Below are 17,286 nucleotides of genomic sequence, written 5' to 3' on the forward strand. Positions count from 1 at the left end.
GCGTTTACTCCGTATCTGTATTAAGTTTTCTCTCTGCGTATTCACAATGCTCAAGAGCGTAATGTGTGAGCGCCCTAAACGATTTTAGGTTCCCAATAGCGTCACCTAGGCTGTCAGCGATTTGTTTATGTTCAAGGGTCTGTTTGTAATCATTAATAAAAACGGCTGCATCTATCAGGTCTTTTGCGGCTTCGAGCGCTGGTAAGGTTTTATCTGTAACATCATAGTTCGCAGCGTCATCTAAAATAAATTTGACAAGATCATATACCCGCAAAAGCATGTCATGTTGAGGAGCATGTAGTGCTTGAGCTAAATACCTTGTTTCAATAAAGCATAAAGCCTCTTTTGTTTCATCAAGCACACCATCAACGCAAGAATACTCTACATTAGCATCGCTCAATAAAGCGTCCAGTGGAACAATTCGATTTGTATTTTCAATCATTTTATTTCTCCTTAAAATGGAATATCTTCGTCATAGACGTTTACAGGGGCTGTTTGCTTGAATGCTTGGTTGACCACGTTTTGCATAGGCGCTGGCATAGGCATAGCGGTGCTTGGTGGTTGTGGTTGCTGTACCGGTAAAGGCTGAGGGCTTGGCAGGGGCTGCTGTGCTTGTGTCTGGGCAGATGCGCTTGTTTCACGCGGGGACAAAAACTCAATGTCTGCAATGATGACCTCAAGCTTGCTGCGGCGCTCTCCGTCACGCTCCCAAGAGCTGTAGCTAAGCTTTCCGGATAGGGCAACCTTTGTACCCTTGCTTAAATAGCGCTCTAAGGCTTCAGCGCGGGCACCAAACATCGTGCAATCAACAAAGTTAGCGTAGTCCTCCCACTCTCCCGTGCGTGTGTTCTTGCGCCGTTCATTGACCGCAAGACCAAACGATAAAACCTGTGTTCCGCTAGCAGTTGCACGAAGCTCAGCATCACGGGTAAGGTTGCCTGAAAGGCTTACATGATTGATTGACATATATAGCTCTCCTTAATAGTTGCTTTAGTTTGACGCGCCTCGGGCTATCGCAGCTGCCTTTGCAAAAGCGTGGGCTGCAATCGCATCGCGCCCAGGCATTACATGCGCATAAATCCTAAGCGTCGTTGCTACATCAGCATGCCCTAAGCGCTCAGAAAGTGTTTTTATATCTACACCATTTGCCAAACACCATGTGGCATGCGTATGGCGAAGGCTATGAAAACTTAGCGATTGAGGTAGCCCCAAGCGCTCATTTAGGTGTCTAAATGAGGAAGACATAAGCGTTGGCCGCAAGAAGTTGCCATCCTGTGTAAGGAGCGGGCTGCCTGCACGCAAGTTGGGGATAGACTTGTCTTGTAGCGCCAAAACACGAAAGACAACATCTATCACATCTTGGGTGACAGCTATATTTCTCGAGCGCCGCCCTTTGGTGGTATTCTTGCGGCGCGGCTTGTGCCCACGCTCTTCAACTACGGTGCCGCCTACATGGATTTGTAGGCTCACGCGGCTCACATCTTTGCGGCGAAGCGCGCACACCTCACCAACGCGCAGCCCTGTGCGAAGGCTTAACCAAGCGCCAAGAGCAAATGCCACGTCTAAAAGAGTTGTGCCCTCAGAGGTGCCCCGTTTGAGTTCTCTCTCAAGAGCTGCATCAAGCTCGTTAAAGTCCCACTCATCAAGAGAGGCTGCCTCTACGCGCTCAGGGGTTGGCTTAGTTACATACACCAGAGGGTTTTGCGTGCAAACACCAGCATTGACAAAGTGGTTAAATGCTCCGCGTAAAAAGTGATGCACCGCCAAAACCGAATTTCTGGATAAGCCTTGTCCACCAGCTCTTTTTGGGGTTAAAAGGCGTTGTTCAAAGCGGTTAAAGTCCATGACCGATAGCGTACTTATAAGCGGAGTACCTAGATAGCGCTGCACATAGCGCACAAAGAGCTTATAGCTCCTGATGGAGTTAGGGCTTGCTCCTGTGCGCTCGCGCAGACCCACATACTCACGCAGCATAGCAGTGTAATTATCTGTGGAGCTAATACTACCACGGTGTCTGGACATACTTGTTTAAGCACTCACAAGGTTTTTTGGCAGCCGGCGTTTATCGGCTCCGCCGATCTCTGCAATAAATCTGAGTGTTTTAGTAGGAATTGCAATAAAGGCGGTTGACCAGTTTTACAACATGGGTATCCTTATTCCGAGAAATTTAGTATGTTTTACGTGCCTGCTTATGATGAGCCGTGTTGATTTGTACTTCGATGAGCTCGGTAGCAGGCGCGTTTTGAGGGGAAAGAGAGTCGGTATGACCGCTTCTGCGTCTACGACGGGGTCTTTGATAACATCAACAGAGCCCTTGCTCCAACTGATGGGAGTGAAAGCCTCAGTTGATGAGCAACTCATTTTACATGACATTAACCTGTCTATTGGACACGGTGAAACCCACGTTGTTATGGGTCCCAACGGTGCTGGCAAGTCAACGATGGGTCACGTTATTATGGGCAACCCCGTGTATGACCTCAAAGCTGGCTCCATACACTTTGATGGCGAGGACATCACCGAGCTTTCAAGTGATAAGCGTGCACGCGCTGGAATCTTTCTCTCGTTTCAGGCGCCAGTTGAGATTCCCGGCGTACCGCTGTCGAGTTTTTTGCGGGCACTTGTTGCCAATCGTCCCGGTTTTACCATGAAAGGAAAAGAGTTTCGTCGTCGCGTTAAAGAGCTTGCCGCCAGTCTTGACATGGATGCGGCATATCTCAATCGCGAGCTAGGCGTGGGTTTTTCAGGCGGTGAGAAGAAGAAAGTTGAAATGCTGCAACTCTTACTTCTTGAGCCCAAGCTGGCAATTCTTGATGAAACTGATTCTGGTCTTGACGTTGACGCGCTCTCAGTTGTTTCACGAGGCATGGATGAATACCGCCGCGCCACTGATGGGTCGCTGGTTATTATTACACACAACACCCGTATCCTCGAACATGTTCAGGTTGACCGGGTTCATGTGGTAGTTAACGGTCGCATTGTGCGCGAGGATGATGCATCGCTCATCTCGTGGATTGACGAGCATGGCTACGAGTCCTTTGAACATGCAAATACCGCTTCTACCTTGGTTGCGGAGGCTTAAGCCGTGGTAAAGAAAAGAACCGAGGTTGCCGACATCAACCGAAGCCTGTATGACTTTTCTTATGGCGAAGAAGGCTTTGAACGCACCGATGCCGGATTGACCTCTGAGATTGTAGTAGAGATTTCAGAGCGCAAACATGAGCCTGGCTGGATGCGCGATTTTCGCCTCAAGTCATTAGAGATGTATCAACGCATGCCGCGTCCTGTTTGGGGTCCTGACATTTCAGGGCTCGACATGGACAATATTGTGACCTACGTTAAGCCCAATACTAACCAGCAGGCTAACTGGGACGATGTACCTGATGATATTAAAAACACCTTTGAGCGCCTAGGTATTCCGGAGGCGGAGCGCAGCTATCTTGCAGGTGTGGGTGCGCAGTATGACTCTGAGCTGGTTTATCACAACATGCAAGATACGGCAGCTCAGATGGGTATTGTTTATTCAGGCATAGAAGAAGCGCTTCAAGAACCCCAGTGGGAAGCGCTGATTCGCGAGAAATTTATGACGCTTATTCCGCCTCAAGATCACAAGTTCGCAGCACTGCATGGCGCGGTGTGGAGCGGCGGGTCTTTTGTGTATGTACCGCGCGGTACCAAGCTTGATTTTCCGCTTCAGAGCTATTTTCGCTTAAATGCTAAGGGCGCTGGACAGTTTGAGCATACGCTTATCATTGTTGAAGATGATGCTGACCTACACTTTATTGAGGGTTGCTCGGCTCCTAAATACAATGTTGCTAATCTACATGCCGGTGCGGTTGAGCTTTTTGTGGGTAAAAATGCTCATCTGCGCTATTCAACCATCGAAAACTGGTCAAAGAATATGTACAACCTCAATACCAAGCGTGCGCGCGTTGAGGCAAACGGTGAGATTGAGTGGATTTCAGGTTCTTTTGGCAGCCATGTTGGTTACCTCTATCCTATGAGTGTGTTGGCGGGACGAAGAGCTAAAAGCTCATTTACTGGTATTACCTTTGCTGGTGCCGGTCAAAACCTTGATACGGGCTGCAAGGTGGTACTAGCAGCTCCTGAGACAACAGCAAGCATTGAGACCAAGGGTATCTCAAAAGGCGGCGGCATTCAGACCTTTAGAAGCTCAATTGTGGCTACCCCTGCTGCTACGGGCTCTGCGGCAACGGTTTCGTGCTCTTCACTCATGCTCGATGACCAGTCACGCTCAGACACTATTCCGGCGATGGATATTAGGGCAAAGCACGTTTCGGTAGGTCATGAGGCAACGATTGGTCGCATTGGTGATGACAAGATTTTCTATCTTATGAGCCGGGGTATTTCTGAAGAAGAAGCACGCACCATGATTGTTAATGGTTTTGCGAGCCCCGTGTCTAAAGAACTGCCGCTTGAGTATGCCGTTGAGATGAATAATCTCATTAAGCTCGAGATGGAAGGGGCGATTGGATAATGAGTACACAAACACAAGCCGTGCGATCGCTCAAACAGGTAAACGCTATGCCGGCTCCTACCTGGAGCTGGCTTAAGATGAATAGTGCCGGGCTTGCGATACCCGAAGGACTTAAAGCTGCCTCTAAAAACCAGATAAGTTTGAGCATACTTGAGGGCTCTGAGCGCGTGCTATCGGGTAACGCTGATGCCTTTGATGATGCGCTTGTTCGTGCCAATAAACGTTTTAGCGCCCGTAGTCGTAGTTCTGCGCCAGGAGACGCTACAGAGCGCAAACTCCTTGCTGAAGGTGCGCTTGATGCTATGGATGTGCCGGCGCTTTCACGCTACCAACAAGGTGCTCTTGAGGTGCAAGAAGAGCTTTCGGTGGGCGCGGCCTTTTTGACTGGTATGGGTCATGAGGCCTATAGCTATCTGCGTGGTGTGGCAAAGTCGCCGCATGTTATTGATATTGCTACGGATTCTGTGGCATCGCTGGCTCTCAACATAGGAGGGGCACTAGGCAGCGCTGCTGTGGCTTCGGTTGATGTGGTAGTTCGTCGTGGTGCTCATCTCAAGCTCAAGGTGTTGATGGATTCTCCTGGTAGCGCGCATGTAGCAGCTGATGCACCAAGCCCTGTGGTGGGTCTTGCTATGCGCGTATATGTGGGTGAAGATGCTTGCTTTGAGCTCGATAATACGCAGGCGCTCTCAGATGCCTATCTTGCCCTTGATGATATGGGTCTATTTATGGATACCCGCGCAAAGGTTCAGGTCCGCCATACCGTTCTTGGTGCGGGTGCCGCCTATACCGGACTTGCAGCCGATGTGCGTGGTGATAACGCAAAGATAGAGGTCACAACCAGCTATTTGGGAATGCGCCGGCAGTTGCGCGACTTCAATTATCAACTGCGCCATTTGGGTCAGCGCACTGAGTCTCATATGCAAGCAAATGGCGTGCTTGCCGGAACAAGCTCCAAAGTACTGCGCGGCACAATTGATTTGATGCACGGCTGCAAGGGGAGTGCGGGCTCTGAGCAAGAGACGGTGCTTTTGGTTGATGAGGGTGTTGACAATAAAACGGTACCGGTTATTTTGTGCGATGAGGATGATGTTCAGGGTAATCACGGCGCTACTATTGGCCATGTGCGCCCTGAGCAGCTGTTCTATCTTGCCTGTCGAGGCTTTTCTCCTGAGGCAGCCGAGGCACTTTTTGTGGGCGCTAAGTTTGAAGAGGCCTATCTACAGGCTTCAGATGATGCAACTCGTGCAGCTGTGATAGAGCTCGCGCAGGAAATAATCCCTAGTTTTGAAGAGGATATGGCATGATTGATACCGAAAACGTCTCTTGCGATACCTGCATGGCTCCCGGAAGCTTGGTGGTAGATGCAAGTGATGCATCGTCGCGTGCATGGCCCAAGATTGATATTGCTCATAACCCGTTTAAGGCTGATTTTCCGCTGCTTGCGGCTCACCCCGATATTGCCTTCTTAGATAGTGCAGCTACAGCACAGCGCCCTCAGGTGGTGCTAGAGGCTACAACGCGCTTTTATGAGACGATGAATGCTAATCCGCTGCGCGGCCTATATTCGCTTTCGGTCAAAGCAACTGAGGCCATCGCTCAGGTACGTGCACAAATTGCATGCGCTATTGGTGCGCCTGAGCCGTCTGATGGCCAAGCAACAGCGGCGCAAGACATTATTTTTACGCGCAACACCAGCGAGTCACTCAATATTGTGGCACGCTGCTTTGCACCGCTCGTGCTTGAGGCCGGTGATGAAATTGCTATCACCATTATGGAGCATCATTCAAACCTGATTCCGTGGCAGCAAGTTGCACGTGCGAGCGGGGCAAAGCTGGTATATCTGTATCCCACCAAGACCGGAGCGCTCAGCGACGAAGAAATTGCCGCCAAGATAGGTCCAAATACCAAGATTGTGGCAACAACACAGGTTTCAAACGTGTTAGGTGTTGAGCTGCCTGTTCAGAAGCTTGCCGCTGCCGTGCATGCGCAAGGCGGGTATCTGGTTGTTGATGGTGCGCAGTCAATTCCGCATATTCCCATCAATGTAGAGGCGCTTGGTGCAGATTTCTTTGCCTTTTCAGCGCATAAGGCGTTAGGACCTATGGGCATTGGGGTGCTCTGGGGCAAGCATGAGCTGCTTGAAGCTATGCCACCGTTTTTGACGGGCGGTGAAATGATTGATTCTGTGACCGAGCAAGATGCAACGTGGGCTTTATTGCCTGAAAAATTTGAGGCAGGTACGCAGGATGCAGCAGGTATTTATGCCACCGGTGTAGCCCTAGACTATCTTATGAATACCGTTGGACTAACATCCGTGCAAGAGCGTGAACAGGCGCTTATACATTATTTGATGAGCCGCTTGAGCGAGTTAAGCTTTGTTGAGATTATCGGTTCAATTTATTGGGACTGTCATCACGGGGTTGTAAGTTTTAACGTGCGCGGTATTCACCCTCATGATGTAGCGAGCTTGCTTGATATGAAAGGCGTATGCATTAGAGCTGGTCATCATTGTGCGCAACCTCTGCTTACGTGGCTTGGTGTAGAAAACCTGGCTTGCTGTCGCGCGAGTGTGGCATTCTACAATGACCAGTCTGATATTGATGCGTTAATTGATGGCTTAACCTATGTTTGGAGCACCTTTCATGGCTAGTTTGTATAGTTCAACTACCTTTATGGAGCACAATTCGCACCCTGATTACAAGTATGCCATGGATGCGCCAACGCATGAACATGCGGGCATCAACCCTAGTTGTGGCGATGAGCTAACCTTACAGCTGCGGGTTGAGGACGGCATAATTGAAGAGGCAAGCTTTTCTGGTACGGGTTGTGCAATTTCGCAGGCATCGGCCGATATTATGGCTGAGCTTGTGAGTGGCGAGTCAATCGAGGAGGCTAAGCGTTTGACCGCGCTCTTTCTAGGCATGATTCAGGGTAGGGAACTATCAGCTCAAGATATTGAAGACCTAGATGAGGCAGCTGAGCTCAAAGATATTTCGCATATGCCGGCGCGGGTTAAGTGTGCAGAGCTTGCATGGCGCACCCTTGATGGCATGCTCAAGATGTAGCGCTATGTGCTCAATGGGCTGAGGGGAAGATAGCTGTGCTGGTAACTTCAAAGGGACGTTATGCTTTGCGCCTGATGGTGTATTTGGCAGCCTTTGGCGAGCGCGACGGTACCATAACCTTGCGTACAGTGTCGGAGCGTGAGCAGATTTCACTCAAGTATCTTGAGCAGCTGGTGCGTCCGCTTATGCATGCGGGGCTTCTTGTGGGTCGGCGCGGCAAGGGTGGCGGCTATATTTTGGGGCGTCCGGCTGAAACGATTACTGCCGGTGATATTTTGCGCGCTGCCGAAGGTGATACAAGCTCGGTGGCATGTGAGGGTCTTGAGGGTGCGTGTCTGCGCGCCGATTTGTGCTCAACGGTTAAGTTTTGGACGGGGCTTGATGAAGCTATAGGAAGCTATGTTGATGCAGTGACGCTGGCCGATCTTTCTCATGCACCAGATTTTGCAATAAATCTTGATAGTATTGCTCATATATCTAAGAGCTCATGAGATGTGTAGGCGCAATACGGCTGTGACGTGTGTGTATGTGTGTGCCTAACGCATAGGTAGGCAACTATGTGAGTGAGCCGGTATACTATGCATAGCAAGAAGTCGTGCTGGCATTGTGCTAGCGTTTTGGGAGGGCGTTTCGGTGCCAAAACAGTTTCGTACGCAAGAGCTTGATAAGCCTACAACGAGCTTTTTCAAAAAAGATTTGCTTATCTTAATTGTGGGAAGCGTTACCTTCTCGCTTATGAACGACTCAACCAATGCGGCACTAACCTCCATTATTCAAGCAGCACCCTTGCTTAAAAAGATACGCATTCATCTTGCGTATGATGGGCGAAGTTGCTGCTGTTTGTGCGGCTTATCGTGCTCAGTTTGATGCGTGAGGTAGATATGTCTGTTACTGCTCATGATATAGCTAAGCAGAGTGTCGCAAATACATCTGATGCTGAGCCGCTTGTGTCTATCATTTTGCCATGTTATGGGGTTGAGGCTTACTTGGCGGATGCGCTCGCAGCCATTCAAGCGCAAAGCTATAGCCGGTGGGAGTTGTTGGCCATTGATGATGCTTCGCCGGATAAAACCGGAGCAATCCTTGCGGCTGCTGCTGCTCAAGATTCGCGTATTCATGTATTAACACATGAAAAAAACCAAGGTTTGAGTGCTGCTCGCAATACCGGTTTAGCGGCCGCACAAGGTGAGTTTGTTTGGATGCCAGATCCCGATGACGTGTATGAACCCGATTTGCTGCGCCGAGCTGTTGCGTTTATAGAGCAAAAACAGGTTGATATATTGGTTTTTGGTTGCGTTGAAGAGTATATGAGCAAGCGAGGTAAACTGCGCCATGCTCGCGAGATTTGCCCTGAACAAACTGGGCGGATTGCCCGAGAAGACTTGCCATATTGTGTCCGGCGGCTTGAGGAGCTTACGCTGTTTGGCTACGCTTGGAACAAACTTTATCGGCGGAGCTGCATTGCCGATATACGTTTTGAGACCATTCCGCTCATCGAGGACTTTCTCTTTAACTTGGCGCTGATGAAGCAAACGAGCTCTTTAGCAACCCTTGCAGCTCCGCTGTATCACTATCGCAAACGAGCGGGGGCTAATCTCACCAACCGCTTTGTTGTCAATTACTTTGATGTGCACATGCAGCGTGTATCGTCGCTGTATTATCTGCTGTGCTCGTGGGGCGATACCAGTGCGGAGACGCATGAGATTTTGGGTGCTCGCCTTGCCCGATATATGCTCTCAACCGTGGTGCGGCTTTTTAGTCCGGGTGTTCATATGCCTATGCATGCGCGACATGACTACATAATATATATGTATATCCAGCCGCCCGCACAAGATGTCATTCTTGACATTGCTCCACGAGGAAATTTGCCTACGCGTCTATGTGCGCGTCTGATTTATTGGTTCCGCCCGTGGGTGTTGCTGGCAGTTGCATGGTTTCTCTCAAGGTTGCAACGCATATCGGCCTTAGGTTTTATGCATCTTAAAGAACGAACACTATAAGCAAGGACTATAAGCTATGAGCATCGAGTATGCATCTTTGGGGCATGTACCTGTGCAAAAACTGTTGACGATTGTGGTGCCTGCCTATAACGTGGCAGCCTATCTTGAGCGGGGTCTAAACACTTATTGCGATACGCGCTTGAGTAAAGACCTTGAGATTATTGTGGTAAACGATGGCTCAACAGATGAAACCCCAGCAATCGCCGAGCGCTTTGTTGAGCGGATGCCCGAGGTCTTTCGGCTCATTTCGCAGGAAAACGATGGCCATGGTGCAGCGGTAATGACTGGTTTGGCACACGCAAACGGCCGCTATTTTAGGGTGGTTGATGGAGATGACTGGGTAAACACTGAGGGTCTGCTTGAATTGTTGGAAACCCTTCGCGCAGTGGACACCGATTTGCTTATTGATTGTAAGCGTGAGATTGATATGGTGAGCGGGGAGTCGCGGTTTTTTCCACGTGCCGATACTTTGCCTCACAACAAAGTTTTGCCCATGGCAAGCGTTTTAACGGATAAGCGCCTAATTCCGCAGATTATGATACATACCCTTACCTGCAAGACGAGCTATCTGCGTGCGCAGCAGATTGAGCTTTTGCGCCATACCTTCTATGAGGACTATGAGTATGTGCTTAAAGCAACAAGTCCAGCGCGCACGATTGTCTTGCTGGATACTGAGGTATATCAGTACCTTGTGGGTAATGTTAACCAAAGTGTGAGCCGGGCAAGCTATGTTGCGCGCTGGGAAGACCATACGCGTGTTGTCAATGAGCTGCTGCGCTATTACGAGCGCACGGTTTTTCATGAGAACCATGAAAAGACAGGTCTTAACCAGGCACTCGAGGCCTATCTTGTGATGCGTCTTTGTTCGCTTATTCGGTCACACTATAATATTGCGCTTTTGTTTGATGATGACCGTCGGCGTGGTCGCGACCGCGCACGAGCTTTTCGCACGCGGCTCAAGAGCGAGTATCCCCATCTTTGGAAGCTAACTGAGCGCCGGTATCTTGCAGCTCTTGTGTTGCATCGCATGAGAATATCGTTTGATACGATTGAGCGCTTGCGTGCGATGCGTCGGCGATAGGGGAAGTGTATGAGTGCATCAAAAAAAATTGCTATCGTTAGCGCAGATGCTAAGCTGGGTTCTGAGCTTAAGGGCGCAACGCGCTATGTATATCTGGCAGAGCGTTTGAGTGCCGCCGGGTATCAGGTTGATTTTATCACCGCATCGTTTCAGCATTGGGAAAAGCGACAGCGCGATGTGTCTCACACCGATTATCAAGCTCATAGCTTTAATCTGGTGTTTCTTGATGAGCCAAGCTATCCAAATAACATGTGCGTGCAACGCATTTGGGCACATCACGTACTAGCCCGCCGTGTTGCGGCATATTTTAAGACGCATACTGACTATAATCTTATCTATTGTCAGATTCCCCCTAATGACGTAACTCGTGCGGCAGGGCGCGCAGCCCATCGGTTACATATCCCCTTTGTGGTTGATGTTAATGATGTATGGCCTGAGGCATTTGAGATTGCCTTTTCGGTGCCGGTTCTTTCGCGCGTGCTGTTTGCACCCTTTGCTGCGCAGGCACGTGCTGCCTATCAACTCGCTAACGCAGTTGTTGGAACCTCTGAGGAATATACTCATCGAGCCTTTCAAGACCGTGCAGAAGATATTCCTAAGCGGACGGTGTATGTAGGCAACGATTTGGCGGTGTTTGACGCGGGTGCGGCTCAATATGCTGCGTCGGTTATAAAGCCTGATGATGAGTTTTGGGTAAGTTATGCCGGCAATATTTCAAAGCTCTATGACTTGAGTACCTTGGTGTTGGCAAGTGTTAAGGCGGCATCTGAGGTGCCAGGGCTTAAAGTTAAGCTCTTAGGTGATGGTCCTACACGCGCTGAGCTCGAGGCTTTGATAGGGGAGAGTGGCGCTCCGGCTGAGTGTTTGGGTTATATGCCGTATGAGCAAATGGCGGCATATCTGGTGGCATCTGATGTGGTGGTTAACTCACTTGTTGCTCATGCTCCGCAAAGTGTGCCTACCAAGATTGGGGACTATCTGGCAAGTGGCTCGGTGCTCGTCAATACGTCTTTGAGCCCAGAGTTTTGTGCCAAAGTAACAGCTGATGGCTTTGGTGTGAACGTGTATCCGGGTGACGTTGATGCGCTCGCTCGTGTGTTGGTCAATGTAGCTCGCGATGACGCGGCACGAGCGCGTATGAGCACCTGTGCACGACATGTTGCTGAGGCAGAGTTTGACCGTGCGAGCTCATATACCACCATTGTTGAGCTTATTGACGAGTTGGTGGGTGGTCCAGAGCTTGACGTAGCCAAGCTATAGCTCGCTATAGGAGCGTGGGCAGGGGGAACTACACATAGTCAGCGTCTTCCCCCTGCCCAAAAGCATGCATGCGTTGCTCCATACGATAATTTATATCCTAGTGCTTGGTGGGCTCGATGTTGAGTTCGCGACGAACCAGACGAAATGCTGCTGCAACTGCCTTATCCATATCATAATAGCGATACTCACCAAGACGACCAGCAAATACCACCTTGCCTTCTTGTTTGGCAAGTTTGGCATATGCCTGATAGAGCTCCATATTACGCTCGTTGTTGAGAGGGTAGTACGGTTCATCTCCCGGCTGCCAGTCAGCTGGATATTCGCGCGTAATGAGCGTGGTGTCTTGTTCACCAAACTCAAAGTGTTTGTGCTCGATAATGCGGGTATAGGGCACCTCACGTTCGGTGTAGTTAACAACCGCAACGCCTTGGTAGTTTTGCGACTCAAGCTCTTCGGTTTCAAAGCGAAGGCTACGATATTCAAGTGTGCCTAGTTGGTAGTCATAAAAGGCATCAATAGGTCCGCAGTAGATGATGCGCTCAGCAATGTCGGGTATCTCGGCAATAAGCTCTTTATATTCAACACCGAGCCGTACGTCGGTGTTATCGAGCATTTTAGCAATCATGTTGGTATAGCCGCCAATAGGGATACCCTGGAAGCGGTCATTAAAGTAGTTATTATCAAAGGTAAAACGGCAGGGAAGACGGCGAATAATGTGAGCGGGAAGCTCGCTACAATCACGACCCCATTGCTTTTCGGTGTAGCCTTTTACCAGCTTTTCAAAGATGTCGCGGCCAACAAGTGAAAGCGCCTGTTCTTCGAGATTGCTTGGTTCAGCGATGCCCTCAGCGGCAATCTGTGCATCAATTTTTGCTCGCGCATCGGCTGGTGTAATAACGTCTGGCCACATTTTGGTAAAGGTGTTCATATTGAACGGCAGGTTGTAGAGCTCGCCTTTATAGTAGGCAACAGGTGAGTTAACGTAGTGGTTAAACTCGGCAAAGCGATTGACATAGTCCCAAATCTCGCGCTCTGAGGTATGAAAAATATGCGCACCATAAACATGCATATTGATACCGTTGATGGTCTTAGTGTGCATATTGCCAGCAATATGATCGCGGCGGTCAATAACGAGGCAGCGCTTGTTTGCGCGCCGTGCTTCATGTGCAAAAAGAGCTCCAGTAATACCAGCGCCTACAATGAGATAGTCATAGCGTGACATATATCCTCCGGGTTAGAGCGTAAATTCATTGCTCGGTAATGGTAGCAGAGCGGACTGAGTCTCATATAGACCGGTGCACTAAAAGGGGATATTCAGCATACATCTCAATTTTTTAGGCTGCTTTTTGGTGATGATTGACAGCGCGATATATCAAAAGAATCTATGCAGATATAGGTTAATACTTAAAAAACGTCCTTCAATTAAATACGTTTTACAAGTGGGGCAGTGGCATAGCAAAACACAAAAACCAGTTGAGCCACAAAACTCGCCCTAAACCCACCTTTACATCCTCTTGAATGCACAAATCAATTTGGTACACTACGGTGACATTTCTATTCAATACTTCCCGTATAAAGGAGGATTGTTATGGCAGAAAAGCTCAAAGGCGTAGGTCTTTTTGGCCTTGTGGGTCTTGTTGTCAGTTCTTGCATTGGCTCAGGTGTTTTTGCACTTACGGGACAGCTTGCAGGTGCTGCCGCCCCCGGTAGCGCGCTTATTGGCTGGGCGCTTTGCGGTGCTGGCTTTTTGTTCCTTGCGCTTTCGTTGGCAAACCTTGGTGCTAAAAAGCCCGAACTCGAAGGTCTTACCAATTATGCAACCGAGGGTTTTGGTCCTTTTGTTGGCTTTATTTCTGGCTGGGGTTACTGGTTGAGCGCTTGGCTGGGAAACATCGGCTTTGGCGTCATGGTAGTTCAGGTGCTTTCTAATCTTTTCCCCGGTGTCTTTGCCGCCAACATTTCAAGTCCAGCAGGTATCTTGAGTGTTGTGATTGTGTCGGCGTTTCTTTGGATTATCACCTTCCTCGTTATTAACGGTGTTGAAAGCGCAGCATTCTTAAACGCGGTAGTTATGATTGTCAAAATTGCCTCAATCTTGCTCTTCATTGGTTTTTGCGCTATCAGCTTCAACGCCGGTGTCTTTACCGAGGATTTCTGGGGAACCATGGCACGCAACGTGACCATCATGCAGGCAAATGATGGCGCGGGCTTGGGCGACCTTAGTCAGCAAATCATCAACTGCCTGATTGCCATGATGTGGGTATTTATTGGTATTGAGGGCGCGACAGTTATGTCTAAGCGCGCTGCACATAAGTCCGATGTTGGCAAGGCTACCATTTTGGGTCTTATCATTCTTTTGGTGCTCTACATTGGTGCATCGGTCTTGCCATATGGTGTTATGCCCTATGAGCAGCTTGTTGCTGCCGAAAGCCCGGCAACCATTACCGTCTTTAATCACATAGCTCCCGGCTGGGGCGGCACCTTTATTTCTATCGCAATCATCATTTCGGTTCTTGGTTCGTGGCTGTCTTTTACCATGCTTCCCGCCGAGACATCCTCCAGCATGTCTGATGAGCACCTGCTTCCCGCTTCGTGGAATAAGATGAACAAAAAGAATGCTCCTCAGATGGCGCTTATTATTGTTGGTGCATGCACGCAAATTTTTCTGATTGTTGCGTTTGCTGCTGCCGATGCCTACACCTTTGCCATCAGCATGTGTACGGTAACTATCATGATTTCGTGGGCCCTTGCCGCTGCGTATCAGGTTAAGCTTGGCCTTGAGACAAAAGACTACAAGAACTTGCTCTGGGGCTTGCTTGCTGTATTGTTCCAAGTTGTTTGCATGGCACTTGCTGGCTGGCAGTTCCTTATCCTTGCCTGCCTAGGGTATATTCCTGGCTTTTTCTTCTATGCGCAAGCACGTAAAGAGGGCGGCTTTACGCTTAGCACAGCTGAAAAAGCGGGCATAGTGCTTATTAGCATTGTGGGCATCATTTCTATTCCGCTGACCGCCATTGGATTTATTCCGGTGTTCTAAGGCATAGCTTTAAACGTAGCATAGCTGGTATAAGGGGCGGCGGCGGTGAGCTTGCTGCCCTTTTTATAAATAGTGACCGAAAGGAGATGTGGTTCACCATGGACATTAAAACTATTGGCGTCGAGGCGTTTCTCAATGATTATGAGCGTGAAGCAACCTGGGATATTGCGCAGAGTACTATTGCAAGTCTTGAGATGGGGGAGATTCTCAAGCTTGATGGAAAAGACGGCGAGAGTTTTTATGAGGCGCTTGATAAAGAAAAGATGAACTACGGCTGGATTGAGGGTTCTGACGCCTTTAAGCAGGAAGTGGCGAAGCTCTATAAGCACGTGGACCCATCCAATGTTTTGCAGATGAACGGCGGTACGGGTGCAAATCTGAATGCCATAATGGCTCTGGTAAGTCCTGGCGACCATGTAATTGCAGAATATCCAACCTATCAGCCCTTATATGATTTGCCGCGCGCCTTTGGTGCCGAGGTTGAGCATTGGCACATTCATGAAGAAGACGGCTGGCAGCCGCGCTTGGATGACCTCAAACGCATGGTACGCCATGACACCAAGCTTATCTGCATCAACAATGCGAGCAATCCTTTAGGCACCATCATTACTACTGAAGTGATGGAAGAGATTGTTGAAATTGCGCATTCAGTGGGTGCTTGGGTCTTGTGTGACGAGGTCTTTTTCCCGCTTGAGAATTCAGAGCGCTGCACAAGTATTGTTGATTTGTATGACAAGGGTGTTGCAACCAATAGCATCTCTAAGGACCTCTCGGTGCCTGCCGCGCGTGTTGGCTGGACGGTGTCTAACAAAGAGCTTGCAGACAAGATGCGGGTGCTGCGTGATTACACTATGATATGCGCCGGCGTATTTAATGACGTGTTGGCAACCTATGTTTTGCGTAATCGCGAGAAGGTTGTTGCGCGCAACTTGGAGATTATTCGCAAGAATCGCGACATTGTGAATACCTGGATTGCCGATGAGCCACGGGTGAGCTGGATTCCACCCAAAGGGGTTTCGGTGAGCTATATTCGCCTCGATATTCCCGAAGATGATGAGAAGTTCTGTTTAGATTTGCTGCGTGACGAAGGTGTTTTATTGGTGCCGGGTAGTCGCTTTGAGTTGCCGCGCGGTGCTCGTTTGGGTTATTGCGCCCATGAACATGTGCTCCGTGAAGGTCTTGCGCGTCTGAGCAGCTATCTTAAGAAATATGACGCCTAGTAACAGGTAGATAATGCCTGGTAACAGGTAGTTTATCGAGCACAGGTGTACGTCTTTGTGCACATGCCCTGTTGAGCGCCCCGGTGTAGTTATACATCGGGGTGTTTCTGTGTTAATCGAGGGTACCCTTCTTCCTGTGTGTGCGCCTGACAGGTGTACAATCAAGAGTATTCATCTAAGGTGTTGTGAGGAGCTTCTATGTCGTCATATGTTTTGTCCGCCTGTTCAACCGCTGATTTACCACGAGTATTTTTTGAGCAGCATCATGTTTTGTGCATACCATTTCATTACACCATTGACGGGCACGTGTATCCGGATGATTTGTATGCAAGTACGAGCCCAGCAGAGTTTTTTGGGCGTATTAAGGCGGGGGATGAGCCAACAACTTCGCAGGTCTCTGTTGGCGACTACCTCATAAACTGGGAACCTCTACTTCAGGCGGGACACGATATTTTGCACCTTACGCTGTCCTCGGGAATCTCTGGCACCTACGAATCGGCATGCATAGCGCGCGACCAGCTGAAAGCCGCCTACCCCGAGCGCCGCATCCAAGTTGTTGATTCCTTGTCCGCAAGTGCAGGCTATGGTTTAGTTCTTCGTTATCTCGTTGAACTTAAGCAAGCAGGTTTGACGTTTGACGAGCTCAGTGCTTGGATTGAGGCTCATAAACTTGACGTTAATGCATGGTTTTTTGTATCTGACCTTGAGTGCTTGAAGCGCGGTGGGCGCATTTCAAAAACAAACGCCCTTATTGCAACGGCATTAAAAATTTGTCCCATCATTAACATTAATGTTGAGGGAAAGCTGATTCCGCAGTCTAAGGTTCGTACCAAGAAGCGGGCTATTGCTGAGTTAGCAAAGCTCTTCGTGGTTCACGCAGAAAACGGTGTTGCATATACGGGCAAGTGTTGCATTAGCCATTCTGATTGCCTTGAAGATGCCAAAGAGCTTGCCCGTCAGATTGAGAACCTAGTTCCAGCACTTGCGGGTGAGATTATGATTTCTGACATTGGAGCGGTTATTGGCTCGCACACAGGACCTGGAACTGTTGCCTTGTTCTTTATGGGTGATACGCGGGTAGATTAGGTTTTATGGCTTCTGCTTAGGCTTGATAGGCTCCGTGCA

General features: G+C 49.2%; 17 protein-coding genes. 13 read left to right on the plus strand and 4 right to left on the minus strand.

The genetic code is table 11. The features are described 5' to 3' along the window. Positions 1 to 4: 4 nt before the first annotated feature. Genes KPC83_RS02995 through KPC83_RS03005 form a run of 3 tightly spaced genes read right to left on the minus strand, consistent with a single transcriptional unit; the run spans position 5 to position 2,022 of the window. Entirely contained in the window at positions 5 to 442 is a 438-nt protein-coding gene (locus KPC83_RS02995; RefSeq protein WP_216279082.1) for a hypothetical protein, read from the minus strand. Between the two features lie 11 nt (positions 443 to 453). Beyond that, on the minus strand, positions 454 to 966 hold the full coding sequence (locus tag KPC83_RS03000) for a single-stranded DNA-binding protein (RefSeq protein WP_216279083.1): 513 nt from the start codon (positions 964 to 966) through the stop codon (positions 454 to 456). A gap of 24 nt (positions 967 to 990) precedes the next feature. Then, entirely contained in the window at positions 991 to 2,022 is a 1,032-nt protein-coding gene (locus KPC83_RS03005) for a site-specific integrase (protein WP_216279084.1), read from the minus strand. Between the two features lie 241 nt (positions 2,023 to 2,263). On the opposite strand from KPC83_RS03005, the gene sufC reads away from it, so the two are divergent. From sufC to KPC83_RS03055, 10 genes are all read left to right on the plus strand, one after another. Then, complete coding sequence (gene sufC, locus KPC83_RS03010) at positions 2,264 to 3,079, plus strand: Fe-S cluster assembly ATPase SufC (RefSeq protein WP_216279085.1); 816 nt, start codon at positions 2,264 to 2,266, stop codon at positions 3,077 to 3,079. 3 nt (positions 3,080 to 3,082) lie between these two features. Then, on the plus strand, positions 3,083 to 4,495 hold the full coding sequence (gene sufB, locus KPC83_RS03015) for a Fe-S cluster assembly protein SufB (protein ID WP_216279086.1): 1,413 nt from the start codon (positions 3,083 to 3,085) through the stop codon (positions 4,493 to 4,495). Further along, positions 4,495 to 5,802, plus strand: a complete 1,308-nt coding sequence (locus tag KPC83_RS03020) for a SufD family Fe-S cluster assembly protein (protein WP_216279087.1) — start codon at positions 4,495 to 4,497, stop codon at positions 5,800 to 5,802. Before sufB ends, KPC83_RS03020 begins: the two co-directional genes overlap by 1 nt. Next, positions 5,799 to 7,148: an aminotransferase class V-fold PLP-dependent enzyme gene (locus KPC83_RS03025; RefSeq protein WP_216279088.1), complete on the plus strand. Its 1,350-nt coding sequence runs from the start codon at positions 5,799 to 5,801 to the stop codon at positions 7,146 to 7,148. The genes KPC83_RS03020 and KPC83_RS03025 overlap by 4 nt, the downstream gene beginning before the upstream one ends. Next, a complete protein-coding gene (gene sufU / locus KPC83_RS03030) occupies positions 7,141 to 7,563 on the plus strand; it encodes a Fe-S cluster assembly sulfur transfer protein SufU (protein WP_216279089.1) in 423 nt (140 codons plus the stop codon). Before KPC83_RS03025 ends, sufU begins: the two co-directional genes overlap by 8 nt. Positions 7,564 to 7,598: 35 nt before the next feature. Then, a complete protein-coding gene (locus KPC83_RS03035; RefSeq protein ID WP_216279090.1) occupies positions 7,599 to 8,054 on the plus strand; it encodes an Rrf2 family transcriptional regulator in 456 nt (151 codons plus the stop codon). Between the two features lie 142 nt (positions 8,055 to 8,196). Continuing rightward, positions 8,197 to 8,430, plus strand: a complete 234-nt coding sequence (locus tag KPC83_RS03040) for a hypothetical protein (protein WP_216279091.1) — start codon at positions 8,197 to 8,199, stop codon at positions 8,428 to 8,430. Further along, on the plus strand, positions 8,418 to 9,563 hold the full coding sequence (locus KPC83_RS03045) for a glycosyltransferase family 2 protein (protein ID WP_216279092.1): 1,146 nt from the start codon (positions 8,418 to 8,420) through the stop codon (positions 9,561 to 9,563). The genes KPC83_RS03040 and KPC83_RS03045 overlap by 13 nt, the downstream gene beginning before the upstream one ends. 16 nt (positions 9,564 to 9,579) lie before the next feature. After that, entirely contained in the window at positions 9,580 to 10,644 is a 1,065-nt protein-coding gene (locus tag KPC83_RS03050; protein WP_253201001.1) for a glycosyltransferase family 2 protein, read from the plus strand. A 9-nt stretch (positions 10,645 to 10,653) separates the two neighbouring features. Next, positions 10,654 to 11,904 (plus strand): glycosyltransferase, encoded by a 1,251-nt coding sequence (locus KPC83_RS03055; protein WP_216279093.1) that lies wholly within the window; start codon positions 10,654 to 10,656, stop codon positions 11,902 to 11,904. Between the two features lie 97 nt (positions 11,905 to 12,001). On the opposite strand, the gene glf is transcribed toward KPC83_RS03055, so the two are convergent. Next, positions 12,002 to 13,126 (minus strand): UDP-galactopyranose mutase, encoded by a 1,125-nt coding sequence (glf, locus tag KPC83_RS03060; RefSeq protein WP_216279094.1) that lies wholly within the window; start codon positions 13,124 to 13,126, stop codon positions 12,002 to 12,004. Between the two features lie 366 nt (positions 13,127 to 13,492). On the opposite strand from glf, the gene KPC83_RS03065 reads away from it, so the two are divergent. The 3 genes from KPC83_RS03065 to KPC83_RS03075 all read left to right on the plus strand — a co-directional run bounded on the left by KPC83_RS03065 (position 13,493) and on the right by KPC83_RS03075 (position 17,247). Further along, entirely contained in the window at positions 13,493 to 14,941 is a 1,449-nt protein-coding gene (locus KPC83_RS03065) for an amino acid permease (RefSeq protein ID WP_216279095.1), read from the plus strand. A gap of 98 nt (positions 14,942 to 15,039) precedes the next feature. Next, a complete protein-coding gene (locus KPC83_RS03070; RefSeq protein WP_216279096.1) occupies positions 15,040 to 16,161 on the plus strand; it encodes an aminotransferase in 1,122 nt (373 codons plus the stop codon). A gap of 198 nt (positions 16,162 to 16,359) precedes the next feature. Further along, positions 16,360 to 17,247 (plus strand): DegV family protein, encoded by an 888-nt coding sequence (locus KPC83_RS03075; RefSeq protein ID WP_216279097.1) that lies wholly within the window; start codon positions 16,360 to 16,362, stop codon positions 17,245 to 17,247. Positions 17,248 to 17,286 lie beyond the last annotated feature (39 nt).

The sequence above is a fragment of the Collinsella sp. zg1085 genome, assembly GCF_018889955.1.
In the GTDB taxonomy this organism is placed as follows: domain Bacteria; phylum Actinomycetota; class Coriobacteriia; order Coriobacteriales; family Coriobacteriaceae; genus Collinsella.

Excerpts from the sequence above, each read along its gene's own strand:
- KPC83_RS02995 (WP_216279082.1), bottom strand. The coding sequence starts at position 442 with ATGATTGAAAATACAAATCGAATTGTTCCACTGGACGCTTTATTGAGC.
- KPC83_RS03070 (WP_216279096.1), top strand. The coding sequence starts at position 15,040 with ATGGACATTAAAACTATTGGCGTCGAGGCGTTTCTCAATGATTATGAG.
- KPC83_RS03075 (WP_216279097.1), top strand. The coding sequence starts at position 16,360 with ATGTCGTCATATGTTTTGTCCGCCTGTTCAACCGCTGATTTACCACGA.
- KPC83_RS03065 (WP_216279095.1), top strand. The coding sequence starts at position 13,493 with ATGGCAGAAAAGCTCAAAGGCGTAGGTCTTTTTGGCCTTGTGGGTCTT.
- sufU (WP_216279089.1), top strand. The coding sequence starts at position 7,141 with ATGGCTAGTTTGTATAGTTCAACTACCTTTATGGAGCACAATTCGCAC.
- KPC83_RS03050 (WP_253201001.1), top strand. The coding sequence starts at position 9,580 with ATGAGCATCGAGTATGCATCTTTGGGGCATGTACCTGTGCAAAAACTG.
- glf (WP_216279094.1), bottom strand. The coding sequence starts at position 13,126 with ATGTCACGCTATGACTATCTCATTGTAGGCGCTGGTATTACTGGAGCT.
- KPC83_RS03000 (WP_216279083.1), bottom strand. The coding sequence starts at position 966 with ATGTCAATCAATCATGTAAGCCTTTCAGGCAACCTTACCCGTGATGCT.
- sufC (WP_216279085.1), top strand. The coding sequence starts at position 2,264 with ATGACCGCTTCTGCGTCTACGACGGGGTCTTTGATAACATCAACAGAG.
- KPC83_RS03005 (WP_216279084.1), bottom strand. The coding sequence starts at position 2,022 with ATGTCCAGACACCGTGGTAGTATTAGCTCCACAGATAATTACACTGCT.
- KPC83_RS03055 (WP_216279093.1), top strand. The coding sequence starts at position 10,654 with ATGAGTGCATCAAAAAAAATTGCTATCGTTAGCGCAGATGCTAAGCTG.
- KPC83_RS03020 (WP_216279087.1), top strand. The coding sequence starts at position 4,495 with ATGAGTACACAAACACAAGCCGTGCGATCGCTCAAACAGGTAAACGCT.
- KPC83_RS03025 (WP_216279088.1), top strand. The coding sequence starts at position 5,799 with ATGATTGATACCGAAAACGTCTCTTGCGATACCTGCATGGCTCCCGGA.